Annotated in this window: 22 protein-coding genes; 18 read left to right on the top strand and 4 right to left on the bottom strand. The window is 55.3% G+C overall.

What is annotated here, in order from left to right; genetic code table 11:
* The first annotated feature begins 104 nt into the window (after positions 1-104).
* Positions 105-1,541 (top strand): serine endoprotease DegP, encoded by a 1,437-nt coding sequence (gene degP, locus H7R76_RS19330; RefSeq protein ID WP_106925554.1) that lies wholly within the window; start codon positions 105-107, stop codon positions 1,539-1,541.
* Positions 1,542-1,699: 158 nt separating this feature from the next.
* Positions 1,700-2,857: a DNA-binding transcriptional regulator CdaR gene (gene cdaR, locus H7R76_RS19325; RefSeq protein ID WP_106925556.1), complete on the top strand. Its 1,158-nt coding sequence runs from the start codon at positions 1,700-1,702 to the stop codon at positions 2,855-2,857.
* A gap of 137 nt (positions 2,858-2,994) precedes the next feature.
* Here cdaR and H7R76_RS19320 read toward each other — a convergent pair whose 3' ends face one another.
* The 4 genes from H7R76_RS19320 to map form a co-directional block, all read right to left on the bottom strand.
* Positions 2,995-3,381 (bottom strand): DUF3461 family protein, encoded by a 387-nt coding sequence (locus tag H7R76_RS19320; protein ID WP_182966159.1) that lies wholly within the window; start codon positions 3,379-3,381, stop codon positions 2,995-2,997.
* A 108-nt stretch (positions 3,382-3,489) separates the two neighbouring features.
* Entirely contained in the window at positions 3,490-4,314 is an 825-nt protein-coding gene (gene dapD, locus H7R76_RS19315) for a 2,3,4,5-tetrahydropyridine-2,6-dicarboxylate N-succinyltransferase (protein ID WP_052285401.1), read from the bottom strand.
* Between the two features lie 33 nt (positions 4,315-4,347).
* Complete coding sequence (gene glnD, locus H7R76_RS19310; RefSeq protein ID WP_182966157.1) at positions 4,348-7,020, bottom strand: bifunctional uridylyltransferase/uridylyl-removing protein GlnD; 2,673 nt, start codon at positions 7,018-7,020, stop codon at positions 4,348-4,350.
* Between the two features lie 60 nt (positions 7,021-7,080).
* On the bottom strand, positions 7,081-7,875 hold the full coding sequence (gene map, locus H7R76_RS19305; RefSeq protein ID WP_106925562.1) for a type I methionyl aminopeptidase: 795 nt from the start codon (positions 7,873-7,875) through the stop codon (positions 7,081-7,083).
* Between the two features lie 331 nt (positions 7,876-8,206).
* On the opposite strand from map, the gene rpsB reads away from it, so the two are divergent.
* From rpsB to dnaE, 16 genes are all read left to right on the top strand, one after another.
* Positions 8,207-8,932, top strand: coding sequence for a 30S ribosomal protein S2 (gene rpsB, locus H7R76_RS19300; RefSeq protein WP_064547569.1), 726 nt, complete (start codon positions 8,207-8,209; stop codon positions 8,930-8,932).
* A 136-nt stretch (positions 8,933-9,068) separates the two neighbouring features.
* Positions 9,069-9,920 (top strand): translation elongation factor Ts, encoded by an 852-nt coding sequence (gene tsf, locus H7R76_RS19295; RefSeq protein ID WP_106925564.1) that lies wholly within the window; start codon positions 9,069-9,071, stop codon positions 9,918-9,920.
* A gap of 173 nt (positions 9,921-10,093) precedes the next feature.
* Positions 10,094-10,819 (top strand): UMP kinase, encoded by a 726-nt coding sequence (gene pyrH, locus H7R76_RS19290; protein ID WP_001748944.1) that lies wholly within the window; start codon positions 10,094-10,096, stop codon positions 10,817-10,819.
* A gap of 152 nt (positions 10,820-10,971) precedes the next feature.
* Positions 10,972-11,529 (top strand): ribosome recycling factor, encoded by a 558-nt coding sequence (gene frr, locus H7R76_RS19285; protein ID WP_106925566.1) that lies wholly within the window; start codon positions 10,972-10,974, stop codon positions 11,527-11,529.
* Between the two features lie 87 nt (positions 11,530-11,616).
* Positions 11,617-12,813, top strand: coding sequence for a 1-deoxy-D-xylulose-5-phosphate reductoisomerase (ispC, locus tag H7R76_RS19280; RefSeq protein WP_182966155.1), 1,197 nt, complete (start codon positions 11,617-11,619; stop codon positions 12,811-12,813).
* A 237-nt stretch (positions 12,814-13,050) separates the two neighbouring features.
* Positions 13,051-13,809, top strand: coding sequence for a (2E,6E)-farnesyl-diphosphate-specific ditrans,polycis-undecaprenyl-diphosphate synthase (gene ispU, locus H7R76_RS19275; RefSeq protein WP_106925570.1), 759 nt, complete (start codon positions 13,051-13,053; stop codon positions 13,807-13,809).
* Positions 13,810-13,821: 12 nt separating this feature from the next.
* On the top strand, positions 13,822-14,679 hold the full coding sequence (gene cdsA / locus H7R76_RS19270; protein ID WP_106925572.1) for a phosphatidate cytidylyltransferase: 858 nt from the start codon (positions 13,822-13,824) through the stop codon (positions 14,677-14,679).
* An 11-nt stretch (positions 14,680-14,690) separates the two neighbouring features.
* On the top strand, positions 14,691-16,043 hold the full coding sequence (gene rseP, locus H7R76_RS19265; RefSeq protein ID WP_106925574.1) for a sigma E protease regulator RseP: 1,353 nt from the start codon (positions 14,691-14,693) through the stop codon (positions 16,041-16,043).
* A 31-nt stretch (positions 16,044-16,074) separates the two neighbouring features.
* Positions 16,075-18,486, top strand: coding sequence for an outer membrane protein assembly factor BamA (gene bamA / locus H7R76_RS19260; RefSeq protein ID WP_106925576.1), 2,412 nt, complete (start codon positions 16,075-16,077; stop codon positions 18,484-18,486).
* Positions 18,487-18,610: 124 nt separating this feature from the next.
* The gene (gene skp / locus H7R76_RS19255) at positions 18,611-19,096 is read left to right on the top strand and encodes a molecular chaperone Skp (RefSeq protein WP_106925578.1); all 486 of its coding nucleotides are present in this window, start codon (positions 18,611-18,613) and stop codon (positions 19,094-19,096) included.
* A 3-nt stretch (positions 19,097-19,099) separates the two neighbouring features.
* Positions 19,100-20,125, top strand: a complete 1,026-nt coding sequence (gene lpxD / locus H7R76_RS19250) for a UDP-3-O-(3-hydroxymyristoyl)glucosamine N-acyltransferase (RefSeq protein ID WP_106925580.1) — start codon at positions 19,100-19,102, stop codon at positions 20,123-20,125.
* Between the two features lie 103 nt (positions 20,126-20,228).
* Positions 20,229-20,684, top strand: coding sequence for a 3-hydroxyacyl-ACP dehydratase FabZ (gene fabZ, locus H7R76_RS19245; protein WP_052285413.1), 456 nt, complete (start codon positions 20,229-20,231; stop codon positions 20,682-20,684).
* 3 nt (positions 20,685-20,687) lie between these two features.
* Positions 20,688-21,476 carry an acyl-ACP--UDP-N-acetylglucosamine O-acyltransferase gene (gene lpxA, locus H7R76_RS19240; RefSeq protein WP_106925582.1) on the top strand — a complete coding sequence of 263 codons (789 nt, stop codon included), beginning with the start codon at positions 20,688-20,690 and terminating at the stop codon, positions 21,474-21,476.
* Positions 21,476-22,624 (top strand): lipid-A-disaccharide synthase, encoded by a 1,149-nt coding sequence (lpxB, locus tag H7R76_RS19235; RefSeq protein WP_106925584.1) that lies wholly within the window; start codon positions 21,476-21,478, stop codon positions 22,622-22,624. Before lpxA ends, lpxB begins: the two co-directional genes overlap by 1 nt.
* Positions 22,621-23,217 carry a ribonuclease HII gene (gene rnhB / locus H7R76_RS19230; RefSeq protein ID WP_182966153.1) on the top strand — a complete coding sequence of 199 codons (597 nt, stop codon included), beginning with the start codon at positions 22,621-22,623 and terminating at the stop codon, positions 23,215-23,217. The genes lpxB and rnhB overlap by 4 nt, the downstream gene beginning before the upstream one ends.
* A 36-nt stretch (positions 23,218-23,253) precedes the next feature.
* Entirely contained in the window at positions 23,254-26,736 is a 3,483-nt protein-coding gene (gene dnaE, locus H7R76_RS19225; protein WP_182966151.1) for a DNA polymerase III subunit alpha, read from the top strand.
* Positions 26,737-26,742: the final 6 nt, after the last annotated feature.

Genomic DNA, 26,742 nt, shown 5'->3' with positions numbered 1-26,742 from the left:
TTTTACTTTTCCAACGCACCGTAAAACGGAACTTAGTGCCATAAAGTGAATCTGATAGTCACGACACAGCAATTTTGCGTAATCTGATATTGAGATTGAAACACATGAAAAAAACCACGTTAGCAATGAGTGCACTGGCTCTTAGTTTAAGTCTGGCTCTGTCTCCGTTGTCCGCTAGCGCGGCCGAGACGGCATCTTCCACCGCATCCGCTGCCCAGCCTATGCCTAGCCTGGCACCGATGCTGGAAAAGGTAATGCCGTCAGTCGTCAGCATTAATGTTGAGGGCAGCACAACGGTAAACACGCCGCGCATGGGCCGTAATTTCCAGCAGTTCTTCGGCGACAACTCGCCGTTCTGCCAGGACGGTTCACCGTTCCAGAGCTCGCCGTTCTGTCAGGGCGCGGGCCCGAGCGCTGGCGGCCAGCCGCAGCAGCAGCAGAAATTTATGGCGCTGGGTTCCGGGGTGGTGATTGACGCGGCCAAAGGCTACGTCGTGACCAACAACCACGTGGTCGATAACGCCAACGTGATTAAGGTTCAACTGAGCGATGGGCGCAAGTTCGATGCCAAAGTGGTCGGTAAGGACCCGCGTTCCGACATCGCGCTGATTCAGATTCAGGACCCGAAAAACCTGACCGCGATTAAGCTGGCGGATTCCGACGCACTGCGCGTAGGTGACTATACCGTCGCCATCGGTAACCCGTTCGGCCTAGGCGAAACCGTGACTTCAGGTATCGTCTCGGCGCTGGGGCGTAGCGGTCTGAACGTCGAAAACTACGAAAACTTTATCCAGACCGATGCGGCGATCAACCGCGGTAACTCCGGCGGCGCGCTGGTTAACCTGAACGGCGAACTGATCGGGATTAACACCGCAATCCTCGCGCCGGACGGCGGCAACATCGGTATCGGTTTTGCTATCCCGAGTAACATGGTGAAAAACCTGACCGACCAGATGGTGAAATTTGGTCAGGTGAAACGCGGTGAGCTGGGCATTATGGGTACTGAGCTGAACTCCGAGCTGGCGAAAGCGATGAAAGTCGACGCTCAGCGCGGCGCCTTCGTCAGCCAGGTGATGCCGAACTCTTCCGCCGCGAAAGCGGGCATCAAAGCGGGCGACGTTATTACCGAGCTGAACGGCAAGCCGATCAGCAGTTTCGCAGCCCTGCGTGCGCAGGTAGGCACCATGCCGGTGGGCAGCAAAATCACCCTCGGCCTGCTGCGCGACGGTAAGCCGGTAACGGTTAACCTTGAACTGCAGCAGAGCAGCCAGAATCAGGTTGAGTCCAGCAGCATCTTCAACGGGATTGAAGGCGCAGAGATGAGCAACAAAGGCCAGGACAAAGGCGTGGTGGTGAATTCGGTGAAAGCCGGCACCCCGGCCGCACAGATTGGCCTGAAGAAAGGTGACGTTATCGTGGGAGCAAACCAGCAGGCGGTGAAAAATATCGCCGAGCTGCGCAAAATCCTCGACAGCAAACCGTCCGTGCTGGCGCTGAATATTCAGCGTGGCGATAGCACTATCTACCTGCTGATGCAGTAATCCTCACCCCAACCCTTTCCCCGCGCGGGGAAAGGGTTTCTTTCTGCGTAATGTGAAGCTTCCCACAACTCCATAGATCTCAATCGTGCTTTGTGCATTTGCACAGTGCGGCGCTTTAGCATCTTTCTTATCATGTAACCTGCTCACAGGAGGGGTTCATGGCTAGCTGGCATCTTGATACAAAAATGGCGCAGGATATTGTGGCGCGAACCATGCGCATCATTGATACCAATATCAACGTAATGGATGCTCGTGGGCGCATTATCGGCAGCGGCGATCGCGAGCGTATTGGTGAATTGCACGAAGGCGCGCTGTTGGTACTGTCTCAGGGCAGGGTGGTGGATATTGACGATGCGGTGGCGCGCCATCTGCACGGCGTCCGGCAAGGCATCAATCTACCGCTGCGTCTGGAGGGGGAAATCGTCGGTGTTATTGGCCTGACCGGTGAACCGGAGACGCTGCGCAAATACGGTGAGCTGGTGTGCATGACGGCGGAGATGATGCTTGAGCAGTCTCGGCTGATGCACCTGCTGGCGCAGGATAGCCGTTTGCGTGAAGAGCTGGTGATGAACCTGATCCAGGCCGAAGAGAACACGCCCGCGCTGACCGAATGGGCACAGCGTCTGGGCATTGACCTCAATCAGCCGCGCGTGGCGGCGGTGGTGGAAGTGGACAGCGGCCAGCTGGGTGTCGATAGCGCGATGGCGGAACTGCAGCAGCTGCAAAACGCGCTGACCACCCCGGAGCGCAATAACCTGATTGCCATTGTCTCGCTGACCGAAATGGTGGTACTGAAGCCGGCGCTCAACCCCTTTGGCCGCTGGGATGCCGAAGATCACCAAAAGCGCGTTGAGCAGCTGATTGCGCGGATGAAAGAAAACGGCCATCTGCGTTTTCGCGTGGCGCTCGGCAACTATTTTACCGGGCCGGGCAGCATTGCCCGCTCGTATCGCACCGCGCGCACCACCATGATGGTGGGTAAGCAGCGGATGCCGGAAAGCCGCAGCTATTTCTATCAGGATTTAATGTTGCCGGTACTGCTCGATAGCCTGCGCGGCGGCTGGCAGGCGAATGAACTGTCGCGTCCGCTAATGCGCCTGAAGGCAATGGACAACAACGGCCTGCTGCGCCGTACGCTAGCCGCGTGGTTTCGCCATAACGTGCAGCCGCTGGCCACGTCAAAAGCGCTGTTTATTCACCGTAATACGCTGGAGTATCGCCTGAACCGTATCTCTGAACTGACGGGATTGGATTTGGGGAATTTCGATGACAGGCTGCTGTTGTATATTGCGCTACAGCTGGATGAGCAGCGGTGATAAAACCCGGTTGTGATATTGATGCATAATTTGTGGTTTGCGTAGACCTGATAAGCGTAGCGCCATCAGGCATGGCACTTGCACATTGCCGGGTGGCGGCTTCGCCTTACCCGGCCTACGAATACATTCACCCGCAGCTACTTACGCGTTAGCTTTTCCAGATCGGCTTCAATTTCGCTGATCTTGTTGGTCACAACGCTTTCGAGGTGACGCAGATCGTCCAGGATCTTACGCTTCAGATCGACTTCTGTGCGATCTCGCTGGCAGAGCTGATCCAGCTCGTCGATCACGTAGCGCAGATTTGGGTTGATTTCCTGCACTTCTTTGAAGCCCTGTCCCACGCCGTCACCGGCGATGGTTTTACGCTGACGTGGATACTTGAACTTGACGCTCTTGGCAAAAAACTCGCCTTTATCCTTCTGGAAATAGATTTTCAGGATATCGTTGTTGGCTTCCTGCCGGAGGCTGTAACGATCGATTTCATCGGGATTGGTAATCCCTAAACTTTTCAGATTATCGTACATAGCGGCACCCCTGATCTAAATTAACTATTGAATAATTAACGAAAAAATCTATTTCCGCCAGCTTACGAATAAAAAAAAGCGGGGTAGCCCCCGCTTTTTCGCATCTTATTAATCGATAGTACGCAGCAGCTCGTTGATACCCACTTTACCGCGGGTCTTCGCATCGACCTTCTTCACGATGACCGCGCAGTACAGGCTGTACTTGCCGTCTTTAGAAGGCAGATTGCCGGAAACGACAACGGAGCCTGCCGGTACGCGACCATAGAAGACTTCGCCGGTTTCGCGATCGTAGATTTTGGTGCTCTGACCGAGGTACACGCCCATGGAGATCACGGAACCTTCTTCAACGATCACGCCTTCAACCACTTCAGAACGCGCGCCGATGAAGCAGTTGTCTTCGATGATGGTTGGGTTCGCCTGCAGCGGTTCCAGTACGCCACCGATGCCGACGCCGCCGGACAGGTGAACGTTTTTACCGATTTGCGCGCAGGAGCCAACGGTTGCCCAGGTATCGACCATGGAGCCTTCGTCAACGTAAGCGCCGATGTTCACATAGGATGGCATCAGTACGGTGTTACGCGCGATATAAGCGCCCTGGCGAACGGCTGCCGGTGGCACTACGCGGAAACCTTCTTTCTGGAAACGCGCTTCGTCGTAGTCGGCGAATTTCATCGGTACTTTATCGAAGTAGCGGCTTTCCGCACCGTCGATAACCTGGTTATCGTTAATACGGAAAGAGAGCAGAACCGCTTTCTTCAGCCACTGGTGAGTGACCCACTGGCCGTCAATCTTTTCAGCGACACGCAGCGCGCCGGAATCAAGCAGGGAAATCACCTGGTTAACCGCTTCGCGGGTTACGGTATCCACATTTGCCGGCGTGATGTCGGCGCGACGCTCAAAAGCGGACTCAATAACGTTCTGTAATTGCTGCATTGTTTCTCTTTCCATTTACTTAAAAAAAATACGTTACCCTTTATCGTTTGGATTGAGGGCTGCTGTCAACCGTTGTTGCACTTCTTGTTGCAGCTCATTATTAAGGGTACGCCGGTCGGCGGTGGCGATTATAAATAAATCTTCTACTCGTTCACCAATTGTCGTAATTCTGGCCCCGTGGAGCGAAATGCCCAGGTCGGCAAACACCTGACCGACGCGGGCGAGCAGCCCAGGTTGGTCGAGCGCGATCAGCTCAAGGAATGAGCGGCGGTCGGTATGGGTCGGCAGGAAATTGACTTCGGTATCCACCGAAAAGTGGCGCAGCTTGGCCGCCTGACGACGCGGCTGCGGCGGCTGCCAGCTGCGCTGGGTAATTGCCTGCTCGAGCCCTAAGCGGATTGCTTCATGACGATCGCTGGACAGCGGGCTGCCGTCCGGTTCGAGCACGATGAATGAGTCCATCGCCATGCCGTCGCGGGTGGTGAAAATCTGCGCGTCGTGCACGCTCAGGTTGCGGCGATCCAGTTCGGCGCACACGGCGGCGAACAGGTACGGCCGATCGGGGCTCCAGATAAAGATCTCGGTGCCGCCGCGTGTGGCCTGCGGGCTGAGCAGGATCATCGGCTGGGTCAGGTCGTGTTTGAGTAGATGACGGGCGTGCCAGGCCAGCTGGTTTGGCGTATGGCGCACAAAGTAGTTGGCGCGACAGCGGTTCCAGATTTGATGCAGCGCCTCTTCGTCGATGTTGTCCATGCGCAGCAGCGCCAGCGCCTGCATCTGGTGATGACGGACGCGTTCGCGCATATCCGGCGTGTTTTGCATCCCGCGGCGCAGCTGTTTTTCAGTGGCGAAGTACAGCTCGCGCAGCAGGCTCTGCTTCCAGCTGTTCCACAGCGTTTCGTTGGTGGCGCAGATATCGGCCACCGTCAGGCACACCAGGAAGCGCAGGCGGTGCTCGGTCTGTACTTCTTCAGCAAACTGCTTGATGACTTCCGGATCCTGAATATCGCGGCGCTGGGCGGTGACGGACATCAGCAGATGCTGGCGCACCAGCCAGGCGACCAGCTGGGTTTCGCGCGAGTTCAGCCCGTGCAGTTCGGCAAACTTCAGCACGTCCTGCGCGCCGAGGATGGAATGGTCGCCGCCGCGGCCTTTTGCAATATCGTGGAACAGGGCGGCAATCAGAATCAGCTCCGGGTGGTTCAGGCGCGGCCACAGGTCGACGCACAGCGGATGGCGCGAGCGGGTTTCTTCGTGAGCGAAACTTTCGAGCTTTAGCAGCACGCGGATGGTGTGTTCATCAACGGTATAGGCGTGGAACAGGTCGAACTGCATCTGGCCGACAATATACGACCACTGCGGCATATAGGCCCACAGCACGCTGTGGCGATGCATTGGCAGCAGACCGCGGCTGACCGCACCAGGGTGGCGCAGCATGTTCAGGAACAGCGAACGCGCCTCGGGGATATAGCACAGCGGCTCGGTAAGATGACGCCGCGCGTGGCGTAGGTGGCGCAACGTAGTGGAATAGATGCCGGTGATATTGCTGTTACGCACCATCATATAGAACATGCGCAGGATCGCCTGCGGCTCGCGAATAAACAGCGTGTCGTCGCGCAAATCGATCAGCGTACCGCGCAGCTGGAAGTCGTCGTCGATGGCGCGTGGCTTTTCGTCTTCGGTCAGCGCCAGGATCGCCTCATCAAACAGCTGCAGCAGCATGTGGTTCAGCTCGCCGACGCGGCGGGTAACGCGATAGAAGTCCTTCATCATGTGTTCGATCGGCTGATTGCCTTCACCGGCATACTTCAGGCGTTGGGCGACGCTAAGTTGACGGTCGAACAGCAGGCGGTTGTCGTAGCGGGTTAGTTCCAGATGCAGGGCAAAGCGAATGCGCCACAGCAGATGCAGACACTCATTGAGTTCGTTACGCTCTGCTTCGGTCAGGAAGCCAAAGCTGACCATTTCGTCAAGCGAGGTGGCGCCGAAGTGGCGGCGGGCGACCCACTGAATGGTGTGGATGTCGCGCAGGCCTCCCGGGCTGCTTTTAATGTCCGGCTCCAGATTGTAGCTGGTGCCGTGGTAGCGCTGGTGGCGCGCCTCCTGTTCGGCCACTTTGGCCGGGAAGAACGTTTCTGACGGCCAGAAGCCTTCGCTGAAAATATGCTTTTGCAGTTCGAGGAACAGCGCGACGTCGCCAATCAGCAGCCGCGACTCAATCAGGTTGGTCGCGACGGTTAAGTCAGATAAGCCTTCCAGCAGACACTCTTCCAGCGTGCGAACGCTGTGGCCCACTTCCAGCTTGAGATCCCACAGCAGCGTCAGCAGTTCGCCGATTTTCTGCGCCTGTTCGTCGGGCAGTTTTTTACGGCTGAGGATCAGCAGGTCGACGTCCGAAAGCGGATGCAGCTCGCCGCGGCCGTAGCCGCCGACGGCAACCAGCGCGGCGTCTTCCACGGCACCAAAACCGTACAGTAGCCATAGCCGCTGTAACAATTGGTCGATGAATTCGGTGCGGGCTTCAATCAGCTGCTCGGCGCTGACGCCATCGTCGAAAGCGACGCCCAGCCAGCGCTGGAAATCGTCCAGCCGGCTTTTAATATCGGTGCAGTTGAGGCTGCTTTCTGGCCACTCAACCGGATTTTCCGGTTGGCCGGGCAGGGCGGGAAGGGGGGTACAAGCCAGTTCAGGTAAGGAGTTACTCATTGCGCCACCCATAAGAAAAAACGATTACCCATAAAAAAGCCGGCGTGCGCCGGCTTTTCGTTAGTCGTTGTGCGAGATTATCGCCGGGATGGTGTCATCCGAGCGTAACGTCAGTATTTCGCAGCCGTTGTCCGTCACCACAATAGTATGCTCGTACTGTGCAGACAAGCTTCGGTCTTTGGTTTTTACCGTCCAGCCGTCTTTCATTGTGCGGATTTCTTTCTTACCGGCGTTGACCATCGGTTCAATGGTGAAGGTCATGCCCTGTTTCAGCACCACGTCGGTTTCGCGAGAATCGTAGTGCAGCACCTGCGGCTCTTCGTGGAAGCCGCGGCCGATGCCGTGACCGCAGTATTCACGCACCACCGAGAAGCCTTCAGCTTCAACGAACTTCTGAATCGCCGCACCGATTTCGCGCAGGTTGATGCCCGGCTTCACCATTTTGAGCGCCAGGTACAGGCTCTCCTGAGTGACGCGGCACAGACGCTCGCCGAGAATGGTCGGTTTGCCGACGATAAACATTTTGGAGGTGTCGCCGTGGAACTCATCCTTAATGACCGTCACGTCGATGTTAACGATGTCGCCGTCTTTCAGGTGCTTTTCGTCATCGGGGATACCGTGGCACACCACTTCATTAATAGAAATACAGACCGATTTCGGATAGCCGTGGTAGCCAAGGCAGGCAGAGATCGCTTTTTGTTCGTTAACGATATAGTCGTTGCAAATGCGATCCAGCTCGCCGGTGGTCACGCCAGGCTTCACGTGCGGGGCAATCATTTCGAGCACTTCGGCAGCCAGACGGCCGGCAACGCGCATTTTTTCAATGTCTTCTGGGGTCTTAATAGAAATAGCCATGGAATATGTCCATCAGTGTCGATTTTTTCGACAATAATTGAGTATTAGTGATGTCAATGTTAACAGCCAGGAGCACTGCCTGCCAAATTGAGAATCATTCTGAACTTCGCCTTTCGTGCCCTGCGGGGCAGATAACAACTGTTGGTGTCTTCACCAATTTTATGGTATAAAGCGCGCCGAACTTCCGTTCATTGTTTTGTCCGGAAGCGACAAATCTCACTTTGTGTAAATAACACACACGTATCGACACATATTCCGGGGTGCCCTTTGGGGTCGGTAATATGGGATACGTGGAGGCATAACCCCAACTTTATCTATAGAGGTTTTAACCATGGCAACTGTTTCCATGCGCGACATGCTCAAGGCTGGTGTTCACTTCGGTCACCAGACCCGTTACTGGAACCCGAAAATGAAGCCTTTCATCTTCGGCGCGCGTAACAAAGTTCACATCATCAACCTTGAGAAAACTGTACCGATGTTCAACGAAGCTCTGGCTGAACTGAACAAGATCTCTTCTCGTAAAGGCAAAATCCTTTTCGTTGGTACTAAACGCGCTGCAAGCGAAGCTGTGAAAGAAGCTGCTCTGAGCTGCGACCAGTTCTTCGTGAACCATCGCTGGCTGGGCGGTATGCTGACTAACTGGAAAACCGTTCGTCAGTCCATCAAACGTCTGAAAGATCTGGAAACTCAGTCTCAGGACGGTACTTTCGACAAGCTGACCAAGAAAGAAGCGCTGATGCGTACTCGTGAGCTTGAGAAACTGGAAAACAGCCTGGGCGGTATCAAAGACATGGGCGGCCTGCCGGACGCACTGTTCGTTATCGATGCTGACCACGAACACATTGCTATCAAAGAAGCGAACAACCTGGGTATCCCGGTATTCTCTATCGTTGATACCAACTCTGATCCAGATGGCGTTGATTTCGTTATCCCGGGTAACGACGATGCAATCCGTGCTGTGACCCTGTACCTGAGCGCTGTCGCTGCTACCGTTCGTGAAGGCCGTTCTTCCGATCTGGCTTCCCAGGCGGAAGAAAGCTTCGTAGAAGCTGAGTAATAAGGCACGCTCGTTAGAGCCCTTATAAACCAGGTAGTAACACGTTTGGTTAGGGGGCCTGTTTATGGCCCCCTTTTTCACTTTTAAATCTGTGCGGTTTCAGGCCGGGCAGATCAAATCTTCCGAGGATTTTAGAATGGCTGAAATTACCGCTTCCCTGGTAAAAGAGCTGCGTGAACGTACTGGCGCAGGCATGATGGATTGCAAAAAAGCCCTGACTGAAGCTAATGGCGACATCGAGCTGGCAATCGAAAACATGCGTAAATCTGGCGCGATCAAAGCGGCTAAAAAAGCAGGCAACGTTGCTGCTGACGGCGTGATCAAAACCAAAATCAACGGCCACGTTGCTTTCATTCTGGAAGTTAACTGCCAGACTGACTTCGTTGCTAAAGATGCTGGTTTCCAGGCATTTGCAGACAAAGTTCTGGACGCTGCTGTTGCGGGTAACATCACCGACGTTGAAGTTCTGAAAGCACAGTTCGAAGAAGAACGTGTTGCGCTGGTTGCTAAAATCGGTGAGAACATCAACATCCGTCGCGTAGCTTCCCTGGAAGGTGACGTTCTGGGCAACTACCAGCACGGTGCGCGCATCGGTGTTCTGGTTGCAGCTAAAGGCGCTGACGAAGAGCTGGTTAAACAGCTGGCAATGCACGTTGCTGCAAGCAAACCAGAATTCGTTAAGCCGGAAGACGTATCCGCTGAAGTGGTAGAGAAAGAATACCAGGTACAGCTGGATATCGCGATGCAGTCTGGTAAGCCGAAAGAAATCGCAGAGAAAATGGTTGAAGGCCGCATGAAGAAATTCACCGGCGAAGTTTCTCTGACCGGTCAGCCGTTCGTTATGGATCCGAGCAAGTCTGTTGGCCAGCTGCTGAAAGAGCACAACGCTGACGTGACTGGCTTCATCCGCTTCGAAGTGGGCGAAGGCATCGAGAAAGTTGAGACTGACTTCGCAGCAGAAGTTGCTGCCATGTCCAAGCAGTCTTAATTGCAGTAAAGGAGCCGCCTGAGGGCGGCTCTCTTTTGTGTCGTAAAGAATCGCAGTACAGAAAGAACATCGTCATGTGGAAATCAGCCAGCTCCTATAGGGGCTAAGTGGCAAGGAACGCATGATGTCACTCGAATTTAACCATCCCATTCGTGACACTCTCAGGAAAGAAAATGGCTACCAACGCAAAACCTGTCTACAAACGTATTCTGCTTAAGCTTAGCGGTGAAGCATTGCAGGGGACTGAAGGCTTCGGTATTGACGCAAGTATTCTTGACCGCATGGCGCAAGAGATTAAAGAACTTGTCGAGCTGGGCATCCAGGTGGGTGTCGTCATTGGTGGTGGCAACCTGTTCCGCGGTGCGGGTCTGGCGAAAGCCGGTATGAACCGCGTTGTGGGCGACCACATGGGCATGCTGGCTACGGTAATGAACGGTCTGGCAATGCGTGACGCACTGCATCGCGCCTATGTGAACGCCCGCCTGATGTCGGCAATCCCGCTGAATGGCGTTTGCGACAACTACAGCTGGGCAGAGGCGATCAGCCTGCTGCGTAACAACCGCGTCGTGATTCTGTCCGCCGGTACCGGCAACCCGTTCTTCACCACCGACTCCGCAGCCTGCCTGCGCGGCATCGAAATTGAAGCCGACGTGGTGCTGAAAGCAACCAAAGTTGACGGCGTATTCACCGCTGACCCGGCGAAAGACCCGTCAGCCACCATGTACGAACAGCTGACCTACAGCGAAGTACTGGATAAAGAACTGAAAGTCATGGATCTGGCTGCCTTCACGCTGGCCCGTGACCACAAACTGCCAATTCGCGTATTCAACATGAACAAACCGGGCGCTCTGCGTCGCGTGGTCATGGGCGAAAAAGAAGGCACTTTAATTACGGAATAATTTCCGTTACTGCCATTTCCGGGTAAGATTCGCTTTTATCTGGCAGAATTCAGATATTCTGTGGCTTGATTTAAACGAGACTATACTTAAGCACATTCTCTGCACTGTGTGGCCGTTTGGTCGACTGAGACTAGTTTTCAAGGATTCGTAACGTGATTAGCGATATCAGAAAAGATGCTGAAGTACGCATGGACAAATGCGTTGAAGCGTTCAAAAACCAAATCAGCAAAATTCGCACGGGTCGTGCTTCTCCCAGCCTGCTGGATGGCATTGTCGTTGAGTATTACGGCACAGCAACCCCGCTGCGTCAGCTGGCGAGCGTCACCGTAGAAGATACCCGTACGCTGAAAATCAACGTGTTCGACCGCTCTATGGGCCCGGCCGTTGAGAAAGCGATCATGGCGTCTGACCTCGGTCTGAACCCAAGCTCTGCGGGTACCGATATCCGCGTTCCGCTGCCTCCGCTGACGGAAGAACGTCGTAAAGACCTGACCAAAATCGTTCGTGGCGAAGCCGAACAGGCGCGCGTTTCCGTGCGTAACGTTCGTCGTGATGCGAACGACAAAGTGAAGGCGCTGCTGAAAGACAAAGAGATCAGCGAAGACGACGATCGCCGTTCTCAGGAAGAAGTACAAAAACTGACTGATGCTGCTATCAAGAAAGTTGAAGCCGCACTGGCAGAGAAAGAAGCCGAGCTGATGCAGTTCTAAGCTGTGTAAGTGGTGCGATGAACGCCGTACAGGAAGCATAAGCGCTTCGCTGGCGGCGTTTTGCATTTTATCAATCCTGGATCTCTCATGAAGCGATTAACTGTTCTGGGCTCAACAGGCTCTATCGGCTGCAACACGCTGGACGTGGTGCGTCATAACCCCGAGAGTTTTGCCGTCACGGCGCTGGTAGCGGGCAAAAATGTCGACCGGATGGTCGAACAATGTCTGGAATTTGCTCCGCGCTATGCGGTGATGGACGATGCCAGAAGTGCCGATGCCCTGAAGCTGGCGCTGCACGAGCGCGGCAGCCGCACCGAGGTGCTGAGCGGTCAGCAGGCGGCGTGTGAGGTTGCGGCGCTTGATGAGGTCGATCAGGTGATGGCGGCAATCGTCGGCGCGGCGGGCTTGCTTCCGACCCTGGCGGCGATTCGCGCGGGTAAAACGATTCTGCTGGCGAACAAAGAGTCGCTGGTGACCTGCGGGCGGCTGTTCCTCGAGGCGGTAAAACAGTCTGGCGCGCGGCTGCTGCCGGTCGACAGTGAACATAACGCTATCTTTCAGAGTTTGCCGCAAAGTTTTCAGTGCGACTTAGGTTACGCTGACCTGACGCAGCATGGGGTGTCGTCCATTCTGCTCACCGGGTCAGGTGGCCCGTTCCGGGAGACGCCTATCGCCGATCTGAGCGCCATGACGCCAGATCAGGCCTGTCGTCACCCGAACTGGTCGATGGGGCGCAAAATCTCCGTCGACTCGGCCACCATGATGAATAAAGGTCTGGAATACATCGAAGCCCGCTGGCTGTTCAATGCATCAGCCCAGCAAATGGAAGTATTGATTCACCCTCAGTCGGTGATCCACTCGATGGTACGTTACCAGGACGGTAGCGTGCTGGCGCAGTTGGGTGAGCCCGATATGCGGACGCCGATTGCTAATACCATGGCCTGGCCGCACCGCGTCGTGTCCGGGGCGAAAGCGCTGGATTTCTGTAAGCTGGGCGCGCTGAGCTTTTCCGAACCGGATTATGCCCGCTACCCTTGCCTGAAGCTGGCGATGGATGCTTTCGAACAGGGGCAGGCTGCGACTACCGCGCTGAATGCGGCTAACGAGATTTCGGTCGCGGCATTCCTCGACGGTCAGATTCGCTTTACCGACATCGCCGCCCTCAATCTGGCGGTGCTGGAGCAGCGCGATCTGTACGAACCTCAGAGCGTAGATGAGGTGCTGGCGATTGATGCGTGGGCGCGTGAAGCGGCGGTGATGCAGACGAAATATTTCGTCAGGTAATGAGAGCGGAATCAGCATACATGCCGTTATGGCATTTGTGAGCATCTGGCTTCAGTGATATAGTCTGCGCCACCCGATCGCTGCGCGTTTTGGCTGGGCGACGGAGAGAGCCGTGATTTAACACGGCTTTTTTGCGAGACAAAGAGACGTAAAATCAATCAGGCTCGCCTGTGCGACAAAGTGTACCGCTGTATTCCGGGGTACCGCTCATCCCTTTTTATGGATTAAAAACGCGTTATGTTGTCTGCTAACCAACCAACCAGTGAGAATCTGCCAGCCCACGGTTGCCGTCATGTGGCAATCATTATGGATGGCAACGGCCGCTGGGCGAAAAAGCAAGGTAAAATCCGAGCCTTTGGGCACAAAGCCGGGGCGAAATCCGTGCGTCGTGCCGTCGCCTATGCCGCGAATCATGGTATTGAAGCACTCACGCTTTACGCGTTCAGCAGTGAAAACTGGAATCGCCCCGAACAAGAGGTGAGCGCTCTGATGGAGCTGTTCGTCTGGGCGCTGGATAGCGAAGTAAAAAGTCTGCACCGTCATAACGTTCGGCTGCGGATCATTGGCGATACCCGTCGCTTTAACTCCCGCCTGCAAGAGCGGATTCGGAAAGCGGAAGCGCTGACGGAACATAATACGGGGTTAACATTGAACATCGCCGCCAACTACGGTGGCCGATGGGATATTGTTCAGGGAGTTCAGCGCTTAGCCGAACAGGTTCAGGAAGGGGAACTCCGCCCCGATCAAATCAGTGAAGAACTGCTTAATCAGCAGGTCTGCATGCATGAACTGGCTCCCGTAGATTTAGTAATTAGGACCGGGGGAGAGCATCGAATCAGTAACTTTCTTATCTGGCAAATTGCCTATGCTGAACTTTACTTTACAGATGTTCTTTGGCCCGATTTCGATGAACAAGACTTTGAGGGTGCACTGCATGCGTTTGCCAATCGTGAACGTCGTTTCGGCGGCACCGAGCCTGGTGGCGACAAGGCCTGATGGGGGTAGCTTTTGCTGAAGTATCGCCTGATTTCTGCATTAATTCTAATACCGGTTGTCATTGCAGCCCTGTTTCTGCTGCCGCCCGGCGGCTTTGCTATTGTGACGCTGGTTGTCTGTATGCTGGCGGCCTGGGAATGGGGACAATTAAGCGGTTTCACCTCGCGCACTCAACGCGTGTGGCTGGCGGTGCTATGTGGCCTGTTGCTGGCGGTGATGCTCTTTATGATTCCGGAATATCACCACAATATTCATCAACCGGTGGTGGAAACATCGCTGTGGGCCTCGATGGTCTGGTGGGTGATTGCGCTGGTATTGGTGCTCTCTTATCCCGCGTCCGCCGCCTTCTGGCGTCAGTCAAAGGTTCTGCGCCTGATTTTCGGTATCGTCACGATTATACCGTTCTTCTGGGGAATGCTGGCGCTGCGCGCGTGGCACTATGATGAAAACCACTACAGCGGCGCGCTGTGGCTGCTTTATGTCATGATCCTGGTCTGGGGCGCAGACTCCGGAGCCTATATGTTTGGTAAGCTGTTCGGCAAGCACAAGCTGGCGCCGAAGGTTTCGCCGGGCAAAACCTGGCAGGGGTTTATCGGCGGCCTGATCACGGCGGCAATTATCTCCTGGGCTTACGGCCTGTGGGCAAATCTGGACGTTGCACCGTCCATACTGTTAACCTGTTCCATCGTGGCAGCGCTGGCTTCCGTTTTGGGTGATCTCACCGAAAGTATGTTCAAACGTGAAGCCGGCATTAAAGACAGCGGTCATTTGATTCCTGGCCACGGCGGGATCCTTGACCGAATCGACAGCCTGACGGCGGCGGTACCGGTCTTTGCCTGCCTGCTGCTGCTGGTTTTCAGGACGATTTAACGGATGGACTTATGCTGAGCATTCTCTGGAACCTGGCCGCGTTTATTGTCGCGTTAGGGGTATTGATCACCGTACACGAATTTGGTCATTTCTGGGTTGCTCGGCGCTGTGGCATCCGCGTAGAACGCTTTTCTATCGGTTTTGGTAAAGCGCTGTGGCGTCGCGTAGATAAGCGCGGCACCGAATTTGTGGTCGCCCTGATTCCGCTGGGTGGCTACGTCAAAATGCTCGACGAGCGCGTTGACGCGGTGGTGCCTGAAATGCGCCACATGGCGTTTAACAATAAAACGGTTGGCCAGCGCGCTGCCGTTATCGCCGCCGGCCCCATCGCTAACTTCCTCTTCGCTATCTTCGCCTACTGGCTGGTGTTTATCATTGGCGTCCCTGGTATTCGTCCGGTTGTTGGTGAAATAACCGCCAATTCCATCGCGGCGGAAGCACAAATTGCACCAGGCACGGAACTAAAAGCCGTCGATGGTATCGAAACGCCTGACTGGGATGCTGTGCGCATGGCGCTGGTGGCGAAAATTGGTGACGAAAGCACCACTCTCACCGTGGCCCCTTTCGGCAGCGAGCAGCGTCAGGATAAAATCCTCAACCTGCGGCACTGGGCGTTCGAGCCGGATAAAGAAGATCCGGTGACCTCGCTCGGTATTCGTCCGCGTGGTGCGCAAATTGAACCGGTGCTGGCAGAGGTGCAGTCTGACTCTGCGGCGCGTAAAGCCGGTTTACAAGCGGGGGATCGGATCGTTACAGTCAACGGTCAGCCGCTGACGCAATGGATGACGTTTGTTACGCTGGTGCGTGATAACCCCGGCAAAGCGTTACAGCTGGAGATCGAAAGGCAGGGCAGTCTCTTGTCTTTAAGTCTGATACCAGATACAAAACACGGTAGCGGAAAAGCGGAAGGGTTTGCAGGGGTAGTACCAAAGATTATCCCGCTGCCTGAGGAATATAAAACAGTGCGCCAGTATGGGCCATTCAGCGCCATCGTCGAAGCCACGGAAAAAACCGGGCAGTTGATGAAGCTGACGGTCAGTATGCTGGGAAAATTGATCACCGGTGACGTCAAACTGAACAACCTCAGTGGGCCGATTTCTATCGCCCAGGGGGCTGGGATGTCTGCGGAGTATGGGCTGATTTACTACCTTATGTTTCTTGCACTCATCAGCGTGAATTTAGGCATAATCAACCTGTTCCCGCTCCCCGTATTAGATGGGGGACATTTGCTGTTTTTGGCGATTGAGAAGCTGAAAGGCGGCCCGGTATCCGAGCGAGTTCAAGACTTTAGTTATCGCATTGGCTCTGTTCTGCTGATGTTGTTAATGGGGCTTGCACTTTTCAATGATTTCTCTCGGTTGTAAGAGAGTTAGTTAGGAAGAACGCATAATAACGATGGCGATGAAAAAGTTGCTTATAGCGTCGCTGCTGTTTAGCAGCGCGACCGTATACGGTGCTGACGGGTTCGTGGTGAAGGACATTCATTTCGAAGGCTTGCAGCGTGTCGCTGTTGGTGCGGCCCTTCTCAGTATGCCAGTACGTCCTGGCGATACCGTCACTGATGACGACATCAGTAACACCATTCGCGCCCTGTTTGCGACGGGCAACTTTGAGGATGTTCGTGTCCTGAGAGACGGCGATGTGTTGCTGGTGCAGGTCAAAGAGCGTCCAACGATTGCAAGCATCACCTTCTCCGGCAATAAGTCGGTGAAAGATGACATGCTCAAGCAAAACCTGGAAGCCTCTGGCGTTCGCGTCGGTGAATCTCTCGACCGCACCACGCTTTCCGATATCGAGAAAGGGCTGGAAGATTTCTACTACAGCGTCGGTAAGTACAGCGCGAGCGTGAAGGCGGTTGTCACTCCGCTGCCGCGTAACCGCGTCGATCTGAAGCTGGTGTTCCAGGAAGGCGTTTCCGCCCAGATCCAACAGATCAACATCGTCGGTAACCATGCGTTCAAAACCGAAGATCTGATCTCCACGTTCCAGCTGCGCGATGAAGTGCCGTGGTGGAACGTGGTCGGCGATCGTAAATATCAGAAACAGAAGCTGTCGGGTGACCTTGAAACCCTGCGCAGCTACTATCTGGATCGCGGCTACGCCCGTTTCAACATCGATTCCACTCAGGTGAGCCTGACGCCGGATAAAAAAGGCATCTACATCACCGTGAACATCACCGAAGGCGACCAGTACAAACTGTCTGGCGTACAGGTGACCGGGAATCTGGCAGGGCACTCGGCGGAAATTGAGAGCCTGACCAAAATCGAGCCGGGCGAGCTGTATAACGGCGCGAAAGTGACCAAAATGGAAGATAACATTAAGAAACTTCTTGGTCGCTACGGCTACGCGTACCCGCGCGTTCAGTCCCAGCCAGAAATCAACGACACGGATAAAACCGTTAAGCTGCACATCAACGTTGATGCCGGCAACCGTTTCTACGTGCGTAACATTCGCTTCGTCGGCAACGACACCTCGAAAGATGCCGTCCTGCGTCGCGAAATGCGTCAGATGGAAGGGGCATGGCTCGGCGGCGACCTGGTTGACCAGGGTAAAGACCGTCTGAACCGTCTGGGCTTCTTCGAAACCGTCGATACCGAAACCCAGCGCGTGCCGGGTAGCCCGGACCAGGTAGACGTCGTCTACAAGGTGAAAGAACGTAACACCGGTAGCTTCAACTTCGGTATCGGCTACGGTACGGAAAGCGGCGTGAGCTTCCAGGCGGGCGTTCAGCAGGATAACTGGTTAGGTACCGGTTACTCTGTGGGTATCAACGGTACCAAGAACGACTACCAGACCTACACCGAGCTTTCTGTGACCAACCCGTACTTTACGGTTGATGGCGTTAGCCTTGGCGGTCGCGTCTTCTACAATGACTTTAAAGCAGATGATGCTGACCTGTCGTCCTATACCAACAAAAGCTATGGTGTCGACGGTACGCTGGGCTTCCCGATTAACGAATACAACTCACTGCGTGCGGGTCTGGGCTACGTCCACAACGACCTGTCCAATATGGAACCGCAGGTGGCGATGTGGCGTTATCTGGACTCCATCGGCCAGACGGCCGGTACGACCAGCGATAATAACGGCTTCTCGGCGAACGACTTCACCTTCAACTACGGTTGGACATATAACAAACTCGACCGCGGCTACTTCCCGACGGACGGTTCACGTGTCAACCTGAACGGTAAAGTGACTATCCCGGGCTCCGATAACGAGTTCTACAAGGTTACGCTGGATACGGCGTCCTACTTCCCGATTGATGACGATCATCAGTGGGTCGTGCTGGGCCGTACCAAGTGGGGTTACGGTGACGGTCTGGGCGGCAAAGAGCTGCCGTTCTATGAGAACTTCTATGCCGGTGGTTCAAGCACCGTGCGTGGCTTCCAGTCCAACACCATCGGCCCGAAAGCGGTTTACTACGGCGCGTCTGGCCTGGATAACTGCGATCAGTCCGGCGGCTACTGTAAGTCTGATGACGCCGTCGGCGGTAACGCCATGGGCGTGGCCAGCCTGGAGCTGATCGTACCAACGCCGTTTATCAGCGATAAGTACGCGAACTCGGTACGTACGTCGTTCTTCTGGGATATGGGTACCGTTTGGGATACCAACTGGCAGAATACGGCGACGATGAAGGCTGCTGGCGTTCCTGACTACAGCGACCCGAGCAATATCCGTATGTCCGCGGGCATCGCATTACAATGGATGTCGCCATTGGGGCCGTTGGTCTTCTCCTACGCCCAACCGTATAAAAAATACGATGGAGACAAATCGGAGCAGTTCCAGTTTAACATTGGTAAAACCTGGTAATTGCTCTTTGCAAAGGAATGCGGGTTCAGTGTAGTTTGCTGGCATAAGGCGATAGCGTCAGGTGGCTTCGGCCACCAAAAGAACAGTACCTTCGGGTACGTATGGGATGGTAAGGAGTATTATTGTGAAAAAGTGGTTAGTCGCAGCAGGTCTGGGTTTAGCAATGGCCGCATCTGCTCAGGCAGCAGACAAAATTGCAATTGTTAATATGGGTAGCCTGTTCCAGCAAGTTGCACAGAAAACCGGCGTTTCCAGCACCCTGGAAAACGAATTCAAAGGCCGCGCTGGCGAACTTCAGCGTATGGAAGGTGACCTGCAGTCTAAAATGCAGCGTCTGCAGTCTATGAAAGCTGGCGCCGATCGCACCAAGCTGGAAAAAGACATCTCTTCCCAGCGTCAGACTTTCTCCCAGAAAGCACAGTCCTTTGAACAGGACCGTCAGCGTCGTACCAACGAAGAACGTGGCAAACTGGTTACTCGTATCCAGACTGCTGTGAAATCCGTTGCTGCTAGCCAGAGTATCGACCTGGTGGTTGACGCTAACGCCGTTGCATTCAACAGCAGCGATGTTAAAGACATCACCGCTGATGTACTGAAACAGGTTAAATAAGTAATGCCTTCAATTCGACTGGCTGACTTAGCTCAGCAGTTGGATGCGGAATTACACGGTGATGGCGATATCGTCATCACCGCTGTCGCGTCCATGCAATCCGCTAAGGCGGGTCATATCACGTTCCTGGTTAACCCCAAGTACCGTGAACACCTGTCCGCTTGTGAAGCGTCGGCGATTGTCCTGACGCAAGATTTACTGCCTTTTGCCAAAGGCGCTGCGCTGGTAGTGAAGAACCCCTACCTGACCTACGCACGCATGGCTCAGATTTTAGATACCACGCCGCAGCCGGCGCAGGATATCGCCCCGAGCGCGGTTGTCAGTCCGTCGGCCACGCTCGGTCATAACGTCTCTATCGGCGCGAACGCGGTGATTGAGTCAGACGTTGTGCTGGGCGATAACGTCGTGATTGGGGCGGGGTGTTTCGTCGGTAAAAAAACAAAAATTGGTGCGGGCTCTCGCCTGTGGGCGAACGTGACCATTTACCACGAAGTCGAGATCGGCGAGAATTGCCTGATCCAATCCAGCACCGTCATCGGTTCTGATGGCTTCGGCTATGCCAACGATCGCGGCAACTGGGTGAAGATCCCGCAGCTTGGCCGCGTGATCATTGGCGATCGCGTGGAGATCGGCGCCTGTACGACGATCGACCGCGGCGCGCTTGACGACACGCAGATCGGCAACGGTGTTATCATTGATAACCAGTGCCAGATTGCGCACAACGTGGTGATTGGTGACAATACCGCGGTCGCAGGCGGCGTGATTATGGCCGGTAGCCTGAAAATTGGTCGTTACTGCATGATTGGCGGCGCCAGCGTGATTAACGGCCATATGGAAATTTGCGACAAGGTTACCGTAACCGGTATGGGCATGGTTATGCGTCCCATTTCCGAGCCTGGCGTATACTCGTCCGGTATCCCGCTCCAGCCGAATAAGGCATGGCGCAAAACGGCCGCACTGGTGATGAATATTGATGAAATGAGCAAGCGTCTCAAAGCCGTTGAACGCAAGCTTGATAATCAAGACTAATTTTCATCCGTATCGCATGATACTTTCCGGCCTGTCGGCATTCTTGTAATCCGGCAGGCCGTGTTATTATTGCCCCTTAGTATATTTTGACAGGAAGAGTATTTTGACAACTGACACTCATACTCTGCACATTGAAGAGATTTTAGAACTTCTGCCGCACCGTTACCCGTTCTTACTGGTAGACCGCGTGCTGGATTTTGAAGAAGGTCGTTTTCTGCGCGCAGTGAAAAATGTTTCCGTAAATGAGCCGTTTTTCCAGGGCCACTTCCCTGGCAAACCGATTTTACCGGGCGTGCTGATTCTGGAAGCGATGGCGCAGGCAACCGGCATTCTGGCGTTTAAAAGCGTTGGTAAACTGGAGCCAGGCGAACTGTACTATTTTGCAGGCATTGATGAAGCGCGCTTCAAGCGTCCTGTCGTGCCAGGCGATCAAATGATTATGGAAGTCACCTTCGAGAAAACCCGCCGTGGCCTGACTCGCTTTAAAGGCGTTGCGCTGGTCGACGGTAAAGTGGTTTGCGAAGCAACAATGATGTGTGCGCGTAGCCGGGAGTCCTAATCTGTGATTGATAAAACCGCCTTTATCCATCCTACCGCCATTGTGGAAGAGGGCGCCGTTATTGGCGCTAACGTTCACATTGGCCCGTTTTGTATTGTGGGTCCTGACGTCGAAATCGGCGAAGGTACCGTACTGAAGTCTCACGTTGTGGTTAACGGTCATACCAAAATTGGTCGTGATAACGAGATCTATCAGTTCGCTTCTATCGGGGAAGTTAACCAGGATCTGAAATACGCTGGTGAACCGACTCGCGTGGAAATTGGCGATCGCAACCGCATTCGCGAAAGCGTCACCATTCATCGCGGCACAGTACAGGGCGGTGGATTGACGAAGGTGGGCAGCGATAACCTGCTGATGATCAACGCCCACGTGGCGCACGATTGTACGGTCGGCGATCGCTGTATTCTGGCCAATAACGCCACCCTCGCGGGCCACGTTTCGCTGGATGATTTCGTGATCATCGGCGGCATGACCGCGGTGCACCAGTTCTGCATTATCGGTGCGCACGTGATGGTTGGCGGCTGTTCTGGCGTTGCTCAGGACGTTCCGCCGTACGTTATTGCCCAGGGCAACCACGCGACGCCGTTTGGCGTCAACATCGAAGGCCTGAAGCGTCGTGGCTTCAGCCGCGAAGCGATCACCGCGATCCGCAATGCCTATAAAGCCTTGTACCGCAGTGGTAAAACGCTGGACGAAGTGAAGCCGGAAATCGCCGAGCTGGCGAAGCAGTACCCGGAAGTTCAGCCGTTTAGCGATTTCTTCGCCCGCTCTACGCGCGGCCTGATTCGTTAATGACTGAACAGCGTCCCCTGACGATTGCCCTGGTCGCCGGAGAAACCTCCGGCGATATTCTTGGTGCAGGCCTCATTCGCGCCCTCAAAGCGCGCGTTCCTGACGCGCGCTTTGTCGGCGTGGCCGGTCCGCGTATGCAGGCCGAAGGCTGTGAAGCCTGGTACGAAATGGAAGAGCTGGCGGTGATGGGTATCGTCGAAGTGCTGGGGCGACTGCGTCGTTTGCTGCACATTCGTGCCGATCTGACTCAGCGCTTTACCGACCTCAAGCCCGACGTCTTTGTCGGCATTGATGCCCCCGATTTCAACATCACGCTTGAAGGTAACCTCAAGAAGCAGGGGATCAAAACGATCCACTACGTCAGCCCGTCCGTATGGGCCTGGCGCCAGAAACGCGTCTTCAAAATTGGCAGAGCCACCGATCTGGTGCTCGCATTTCTGCCTTTTGAAAAAGCGTTTTACGACAAATTTAACGTCCCGTGCCGCTTTATCGGCCACACCATGGCCGACGCCATGCCGCTGGATCCGGATAAAAATGCCGCGCGGGATACGCTGGGGATCGCCCACGACGTTCACTGTCTGGCCATGCTGCCGGGTAGTCGCGGTGCCGAAGTGGAGATGCTCAGCGCAGATTTCTTAAAGACCGCGCAGCTGCTGCGTCAGCAGTATCCCGACCTTGAAGTCGTCGTACCGTTGGTTAACGCGAAGCGTCGCGAACAATTCGAGCGAATCAAAGCGGAAGTGGCCCCCGATCTCGCGGTGCGCATGCTCGACGGCATGGCGCGTGAGGCGATGATCGCCAGCGATGCGGCGCTGCTGGCCTCTGGCACGGCGGCGCTTGAATGCATGCTGGCAAAATGCCCGATGGTGGTGGGCTATCGGATGAAACCGTTCACCTTCTGGCTGGCTAAACGGCTGGTGAAGACCGACTATGTCTCGCTGCCTAACCTGCTGGCGGGGCGTGAGCTGGTTAAAGAACTGCTGCAGGATGAGTGTCAGCCAACGCTGTTAGCCGAAGCGCTACAGCCGCTGCTGGCCAACGGCAAAACCAGCCACGCGATGCACGATACGTTCCGTGAACTGCATCTGCAAATTCGCTGCAACGCGGACGAACAGGCGGCAGACGCGGTGCTGGAGTTAGCACGATGATTGAATTTGAATATCCCCATACCCATCTCGTGGCGGGTGTGGATGAAGTCGGGCGCGGCCCGCTGGTCGGCGCGGTAGTGACGGCGGCGGTCATCCTCGATCCGTCTCGTCCGATTGAGGGTCTCAACGACTCGAAAAAACTCAGTGAAAAGCGCCGTCTGGCGCTGTTCGATGAAATCAAAGAGAAGGCGCTGTGCTGGAGCCTTGGCCGCGCAGAGCCGCACGAAATTGACGAGCTTAATATTCTGCATGCCACCATGTTGGCTATGCAGCGTGCGGTCGCCGGGCTGTCTATTGTGCCGGAATACGTACTTATCGACGGCAACCGCTGTCCGGCGTTGCCGATGCCCTCCATGGCGGTGGTGAAGGGCGATAGCAGGGTGGCGGAAATTAGCGCAGCGTCTATCCTCGCTAAAGTGACGCGTGACGCCGAAATGGCCGAGCTGGACACGGTGTTCCCGCAGTACGGCTTTGCCCAGCACAAGGGTTATCCAACCGCTTTTCATCTGGAAAAGCTTGCGCAATATGGCGCGACCGAGCATCACCGACGCAGCTTTGCTCCCGTCAAACGCGCGCTGGGACTCGTGTCCTGATTCGTGCGTCGAGAATAAGTAAACCGGAATCTAAAGATGGCTGAACCACGTTTCGTGCACCTGCGGGTGCATAGCGACTACTCCATGATCGATGGGCTGGCAAAAACCGGGCCGCTGGTGAAAAAGGCGGCCTCGTTAGGCATGCCTGCGCTGGCGATTACCGATTTTACCAACCTCTGCGGCCTGGTGAAGTTCTACGGAGCGGGCCACGGCGCGGGAATCAAACCGATTGTCGGCGCCGATTTTAACGTGCAGAGCGAACTGTTCGGCGATGAGCTGACCCATTTAACGGTGCTGGCGGCCAATAATACCGGCTACCAGAACCTGACGCTGCTGATTTCCAAAGCCTACCAGCGCGGATACGGCGCGGCTGGCCCGATCATCGATCGTGACTGGCTACTTGAGCTGAAAGAGGGGCTCATTTTGCTGTCCGGCGGTCGTATGGGTGACGTCGGGCGTGCCCTGCTGCGCGGTAATATGGCGCTGGTGGAGCAGTGCGTTGGTTTTTATGAAGAACATTTCCCAAACTGTTATTTCCTCGAGCTGATTCGTACCGGTCGCCAGGATGAAGAGTCATACCTGCATGCGGCGGTGGAGCTGGCGGAAACGCGTGGCCTGCCGGTCGTGGCGACCAACGATGTGCGGTTCCTGGAACCCGGTGATTTTGACGCGCACGAGATTCGCGTTGCAATCCACGATGGCTTTACCCTCGACGATCCTAAGCGCCCACGCAACTACTCCGCGCAGCAGTATATGCGCAGCGAAGAAGAGATGTGCGAGCTGTTCTCGGACATTCCGGAAGCGCTGGAAAACACCGTTGAGATTGCCAAACGTTGTAACGTGACGGTGCGTCTCGGCGAGTACTTCTTGCCGCAGTTCCCGACCGGCGATATGACCACCGAAGACTTTCTCGTCGCGAAGTCAAAAGAGGGGCTGGAAGAACGCCTGGCGTTCCTGTTCCCGGATCCGGAAGTACGCGCCAAGCGCCGTCCGGAATACGACGAGCGTCTGGATATTGAGCTCCAGGTGATCAACCAGATGGGCTTCCCGGGTTACTTCCTGATCGTGATGGAGTTCATCCAGTGGTCGAAGGATAACGGCGTGCCGGTAGGGCCGGGCCGTGGTTCCGGTGCAGGCTCACTGGTGGCTTATGCCCTGAAAATTACCGATCTCGACCCGCTGGAGCTTGACCTGCTGTTCGAACGCTTCCTTAACCCGGAACGTGTCTCGATGCCCGACTTCGACGTCGACTTCTGCATGGAGAAGCGCGATCAGGTGATCGAGCACGTGGCCGAAATGTACGGCCGCGATGCGGTATCGCAGATTATTACCTTCGGTACCATGGCGGCGAAAGCGGTGATTCGCGATGTGGGCCGCGTTCTGGGCCACCCGTACGGTTTCGTCGACCGCATCTCTAAGCTGGTGCCGCCCGATCCGGGTATGACGCTGGCGAAAGCCTTCGAAGCCGAACCGCAGTTGCCGGAAATCTACGAAGCGGATGAAGAGGTGCGCGCGCTCATCGACATGGCGCGTAAGCTTGAAGGGGTCACCCGTAACGCCGGTAAACACGCCGGTGGCGTGGTGATTGCGCCGACCAAAATTACCGACTTTGCGCCGCTATACTGCGATGAGCAAGGTCTGCATCCGGTTACCCAGTTTGATAAGAACGACGTGGAATACGCCGGGCTGGTGAAGTTCGACTTCCTCGGCCTGCGTACGCTTACCATCATCAACTGGGCGCTGGAAATGATTAACGCCCGCCGCGAGCGCAACGGCGAGCCGCCGCTGGATATCGCGGCTATTCCGCTCGACGATAAGAAAAGCTTCGACATGCTGCAACGCTCGGAAACCACGGCGGTCTTCCAGCTTGAATCGCGCGGCATGAAGGATCTGATTAAGCGCCTGCAGCCTGACTGCTTCGAAGATATGATCGCGCTGGTGGCCCTGTTCCGTCCGGGCCCGCTGCAGTCGGGGATGGTTGATAACTTTATCGACCGTAAACACGGCCGCGAAGAGATCTCTTATCCGGACGTGCAGTGGCAGCACGAAAGCCTGAAGCCGGTACTGGAGCCAACCTACGGCATTATCCTGTACCAGGAACAGGTGATGCAGATTGCCCAGGTGCTTTCCGGCTATACCCTCGGCGGCGCGGACATGCTGCGTCGTGCGATGGGTAAGAAAAAGCCGGAAGAGATGGCCAAGCAGCGCGGTGCCTTTGAAGAAGGGGCGAAAAAGAACGGCGTTGATGGCGAACTGGCGATGAAAATCTTTGACCTGGTGGAGAAATTCGCCGGTTACGGGTTTAACAAATCGCACTCTGCGGCTTATGCGCTGGTGTCTTACCAGACGCTATGGCTGAAGGCGCACTATCCGGCCGAGTTTATGGCGGCGGTAATGACTGCCGATATGGACAACACCGAGAAGGTGGTCGGCCTGGTCGACGAATGCTGGCGCATGGGGCTGAAAATATTGCCGCCAGATATCAATTCAGGTTTATATCATTTCCACGTGAATCATGACGGGGAAATCGTGTATGGTATCGGCGCCATTAAGGGCGTCGGTGAAGGCCCGATTGAAGCCATCATCGAAGCGCGTAACAACGGCGGCTATTTCCGCGAGCTTTTCGACCTTTGCGCACGTACCGACACCAAAAAGCTCAACCGCCGGGTGCTGGAAAAGCTGATTATGTCCGGCGCGTTCGATAGGCTTGGTCCGCATCGCGCCGCGCTGATGAATTCGCTCGCCGACGCGTTAAAGGCGGCGGATCAGCACGCGAAAGCGGAAGCGATTGGCCAGGCTGATATGTTCGGCGTGCTGGCGGAAGAGCCGGAGCAGGTCGAGCAATCCTACGCCAACTGCCAGCCATGGCCAGAGCAGGTCGTTTTAGACGGTGAGCGCGAAACGTTAGGTCTGTACCTGACGGGGCATCCGATCAACCAGTATTTAAAAGAAATTGAGCGCTATGTCGGCGGGTATCGACTCAAAGACATGCATCCGACGGAACGTGGGAAAGTGACCACGGCCGCGGGGCTCGTGATTGCCGCGAGGGTTATGGTCACCAAGCGCGGCAATCGTATCGGCATCTGTACGCTGGATGACCGTTCCGGACGCCTGGAGGTCATGCTGTTCTCCGAGGCGCTGGAAAAATACCAGCACCTGCTGGAAAAAGACCGCATACTTATCGTCAGCGGACAGGTCAGCTTTGATGACTTCAGCGGCGGCCTTAAAATGATGGCCCGCGAAGTGATGGACATTGACGAAGCCCGGGAAAAATACGCTCGCGGGCTTGCTATCTCGCTGACGGACAGGCAAATTGATGACCAGCTTTTAAACCGACTCCGTCAGTCTCTGGAACCCCATCGTTCGGGAACCATTCCAGTACATCTCTACTATCAGAGGGCGGATGCACGTGCGCGGTTGCGTTTCGGTGCAACCTGGCGTGTCTCTCCGAGCGATCGTTTACTCAACGATCTGCGTGGCCTCATCGGTTCGGAGCAGGTGGAACTGGAGTTTGACTAATACAGG

The organism is Klebsiella sp. WP8-S18-ESBL-06 (assembly GCF_014169755.1).
Classification (GTDB): Bacteria; Pseudomonadota; Gammaproteobacteria; order Enterobacterales; family Enterobacteriaceae; genus Kluyvera; species Kluyvera ascorbata_B.
The sequence above is the reverse complement of the archived record's forward strand: the minus strand, read 5'-3'. Positions and strand labels throughout refer to the sequence as shown.

Bases quoted from the DNA above. Each gene is read 5' to 3' on its own strand.
- degP (WP_106925554.1), top strand. From the start codon at position 105: ATGAAAAAAACCACGTTAGCAATGAGTGCACTGGCTCTTAGTTTAAGT.
- cdaR (WP_106925556.1), top strand. From the start codon at position 1,700: ATGGCTAGCTGGCATCTTGATACAAAAATGGCGCAGGATATTGTGGCG.
- H7R76_RS19320 (WP_182966159.1), bottom strand. From the start codon at position 3,381: ATGTACGATAATCTGAAAAGTTTAGGGATTACCAATCCCGATGAAATC.
- dapD (WP_052285401.1), bottom strand. From the start codon at position 4,314: ATGCAGCAATTACAGAACGTTATTGAGTCCGCTTTTGAGCGTCGCGCC.
- glnD (WP_182966157.1), bottom strand. From the start codon at position 7,020: ATGAGTAACTCCTTACCTGAACTGGCTTGTACCCCCCTTCCCGCCCTG.
- map (WP_106925562.1), bottom strand. From the start codon at position 7,875: ATGGCTATTTCTATTAAGACCCCAGAAGACATTGAAAAAATGCGCGTT.
- rpsB (WP_064547569.1), top strand. From the start codon at position 8,207: ATGGCAACTGTTTCCATGCGCGACATGCTCAAGGCTGGTGTTCACTTC.
- tsf (WP_106925564.1), top strand. From the start codon at position 9,069: ATGGCTGAAATTACCGCTTCCCTGGTAAAAGAGCTGCGTGAACGTACT.
- pyrH (WP_001748944.1), top strand. From the start codon at position 10,094: ATGGCTACCAACGCAAAACCTGTCTACAAACGTATTCTGCTTAAGCTT.
- ispC (WP_182966155.1), top strand. From the start codon at position 11,617: ATGAAGCGATTAACTGTTCTGGGCTCAACAGGCTCTATCGGCTGCAAC.
- ispU (WP_106925570.1), top strand. From the start codon at position 13,051: ATGTTGTCTGCTAACCAACCAACCAGTGAGAATCTGCCAGCCCACGGT.
- rseP (WP_106925574.1), top strand. From the start codon at position 14,691: ATGCTGAGCATTCTCTGGAACCTGGCCGCGTTTATTGTCGCGTTAGGG.
- bamA (WP_106925576.1), top strand. From the start codon at position 16,075: ATGGCGATGAAAAAGTTGCTTATAGCGTCGCTGCTGTTTAGCAGCGCG.
- lpxD (WP_106925580.1), top strand. From the start codon at position 19,100: ATGCCTTCAATTCGACTGGCTGACTTAGCTCAGCAGTTGGATGCGGAA.
- lpxB (WP_106925584.1), top strand. From the start codon at position 21,476: ATGACTGAACAGCGTCCCCTGACGATTGCCCTGGTCGCCGGAGAAACC.
- rnhB (WP_182966153.1), top strand. From the start codon at position 22,621: ATGATTGAATTTGAATATCCCCATACCCATCTCGTGGCGGGTGTGGAT.
- dnaE (WP_182966151.1), top strand. From the start codon at position 23,254: ATGGCTGAACCACGTTTCGTGCACCTGCGGGTGCATAGCGACTACTCC.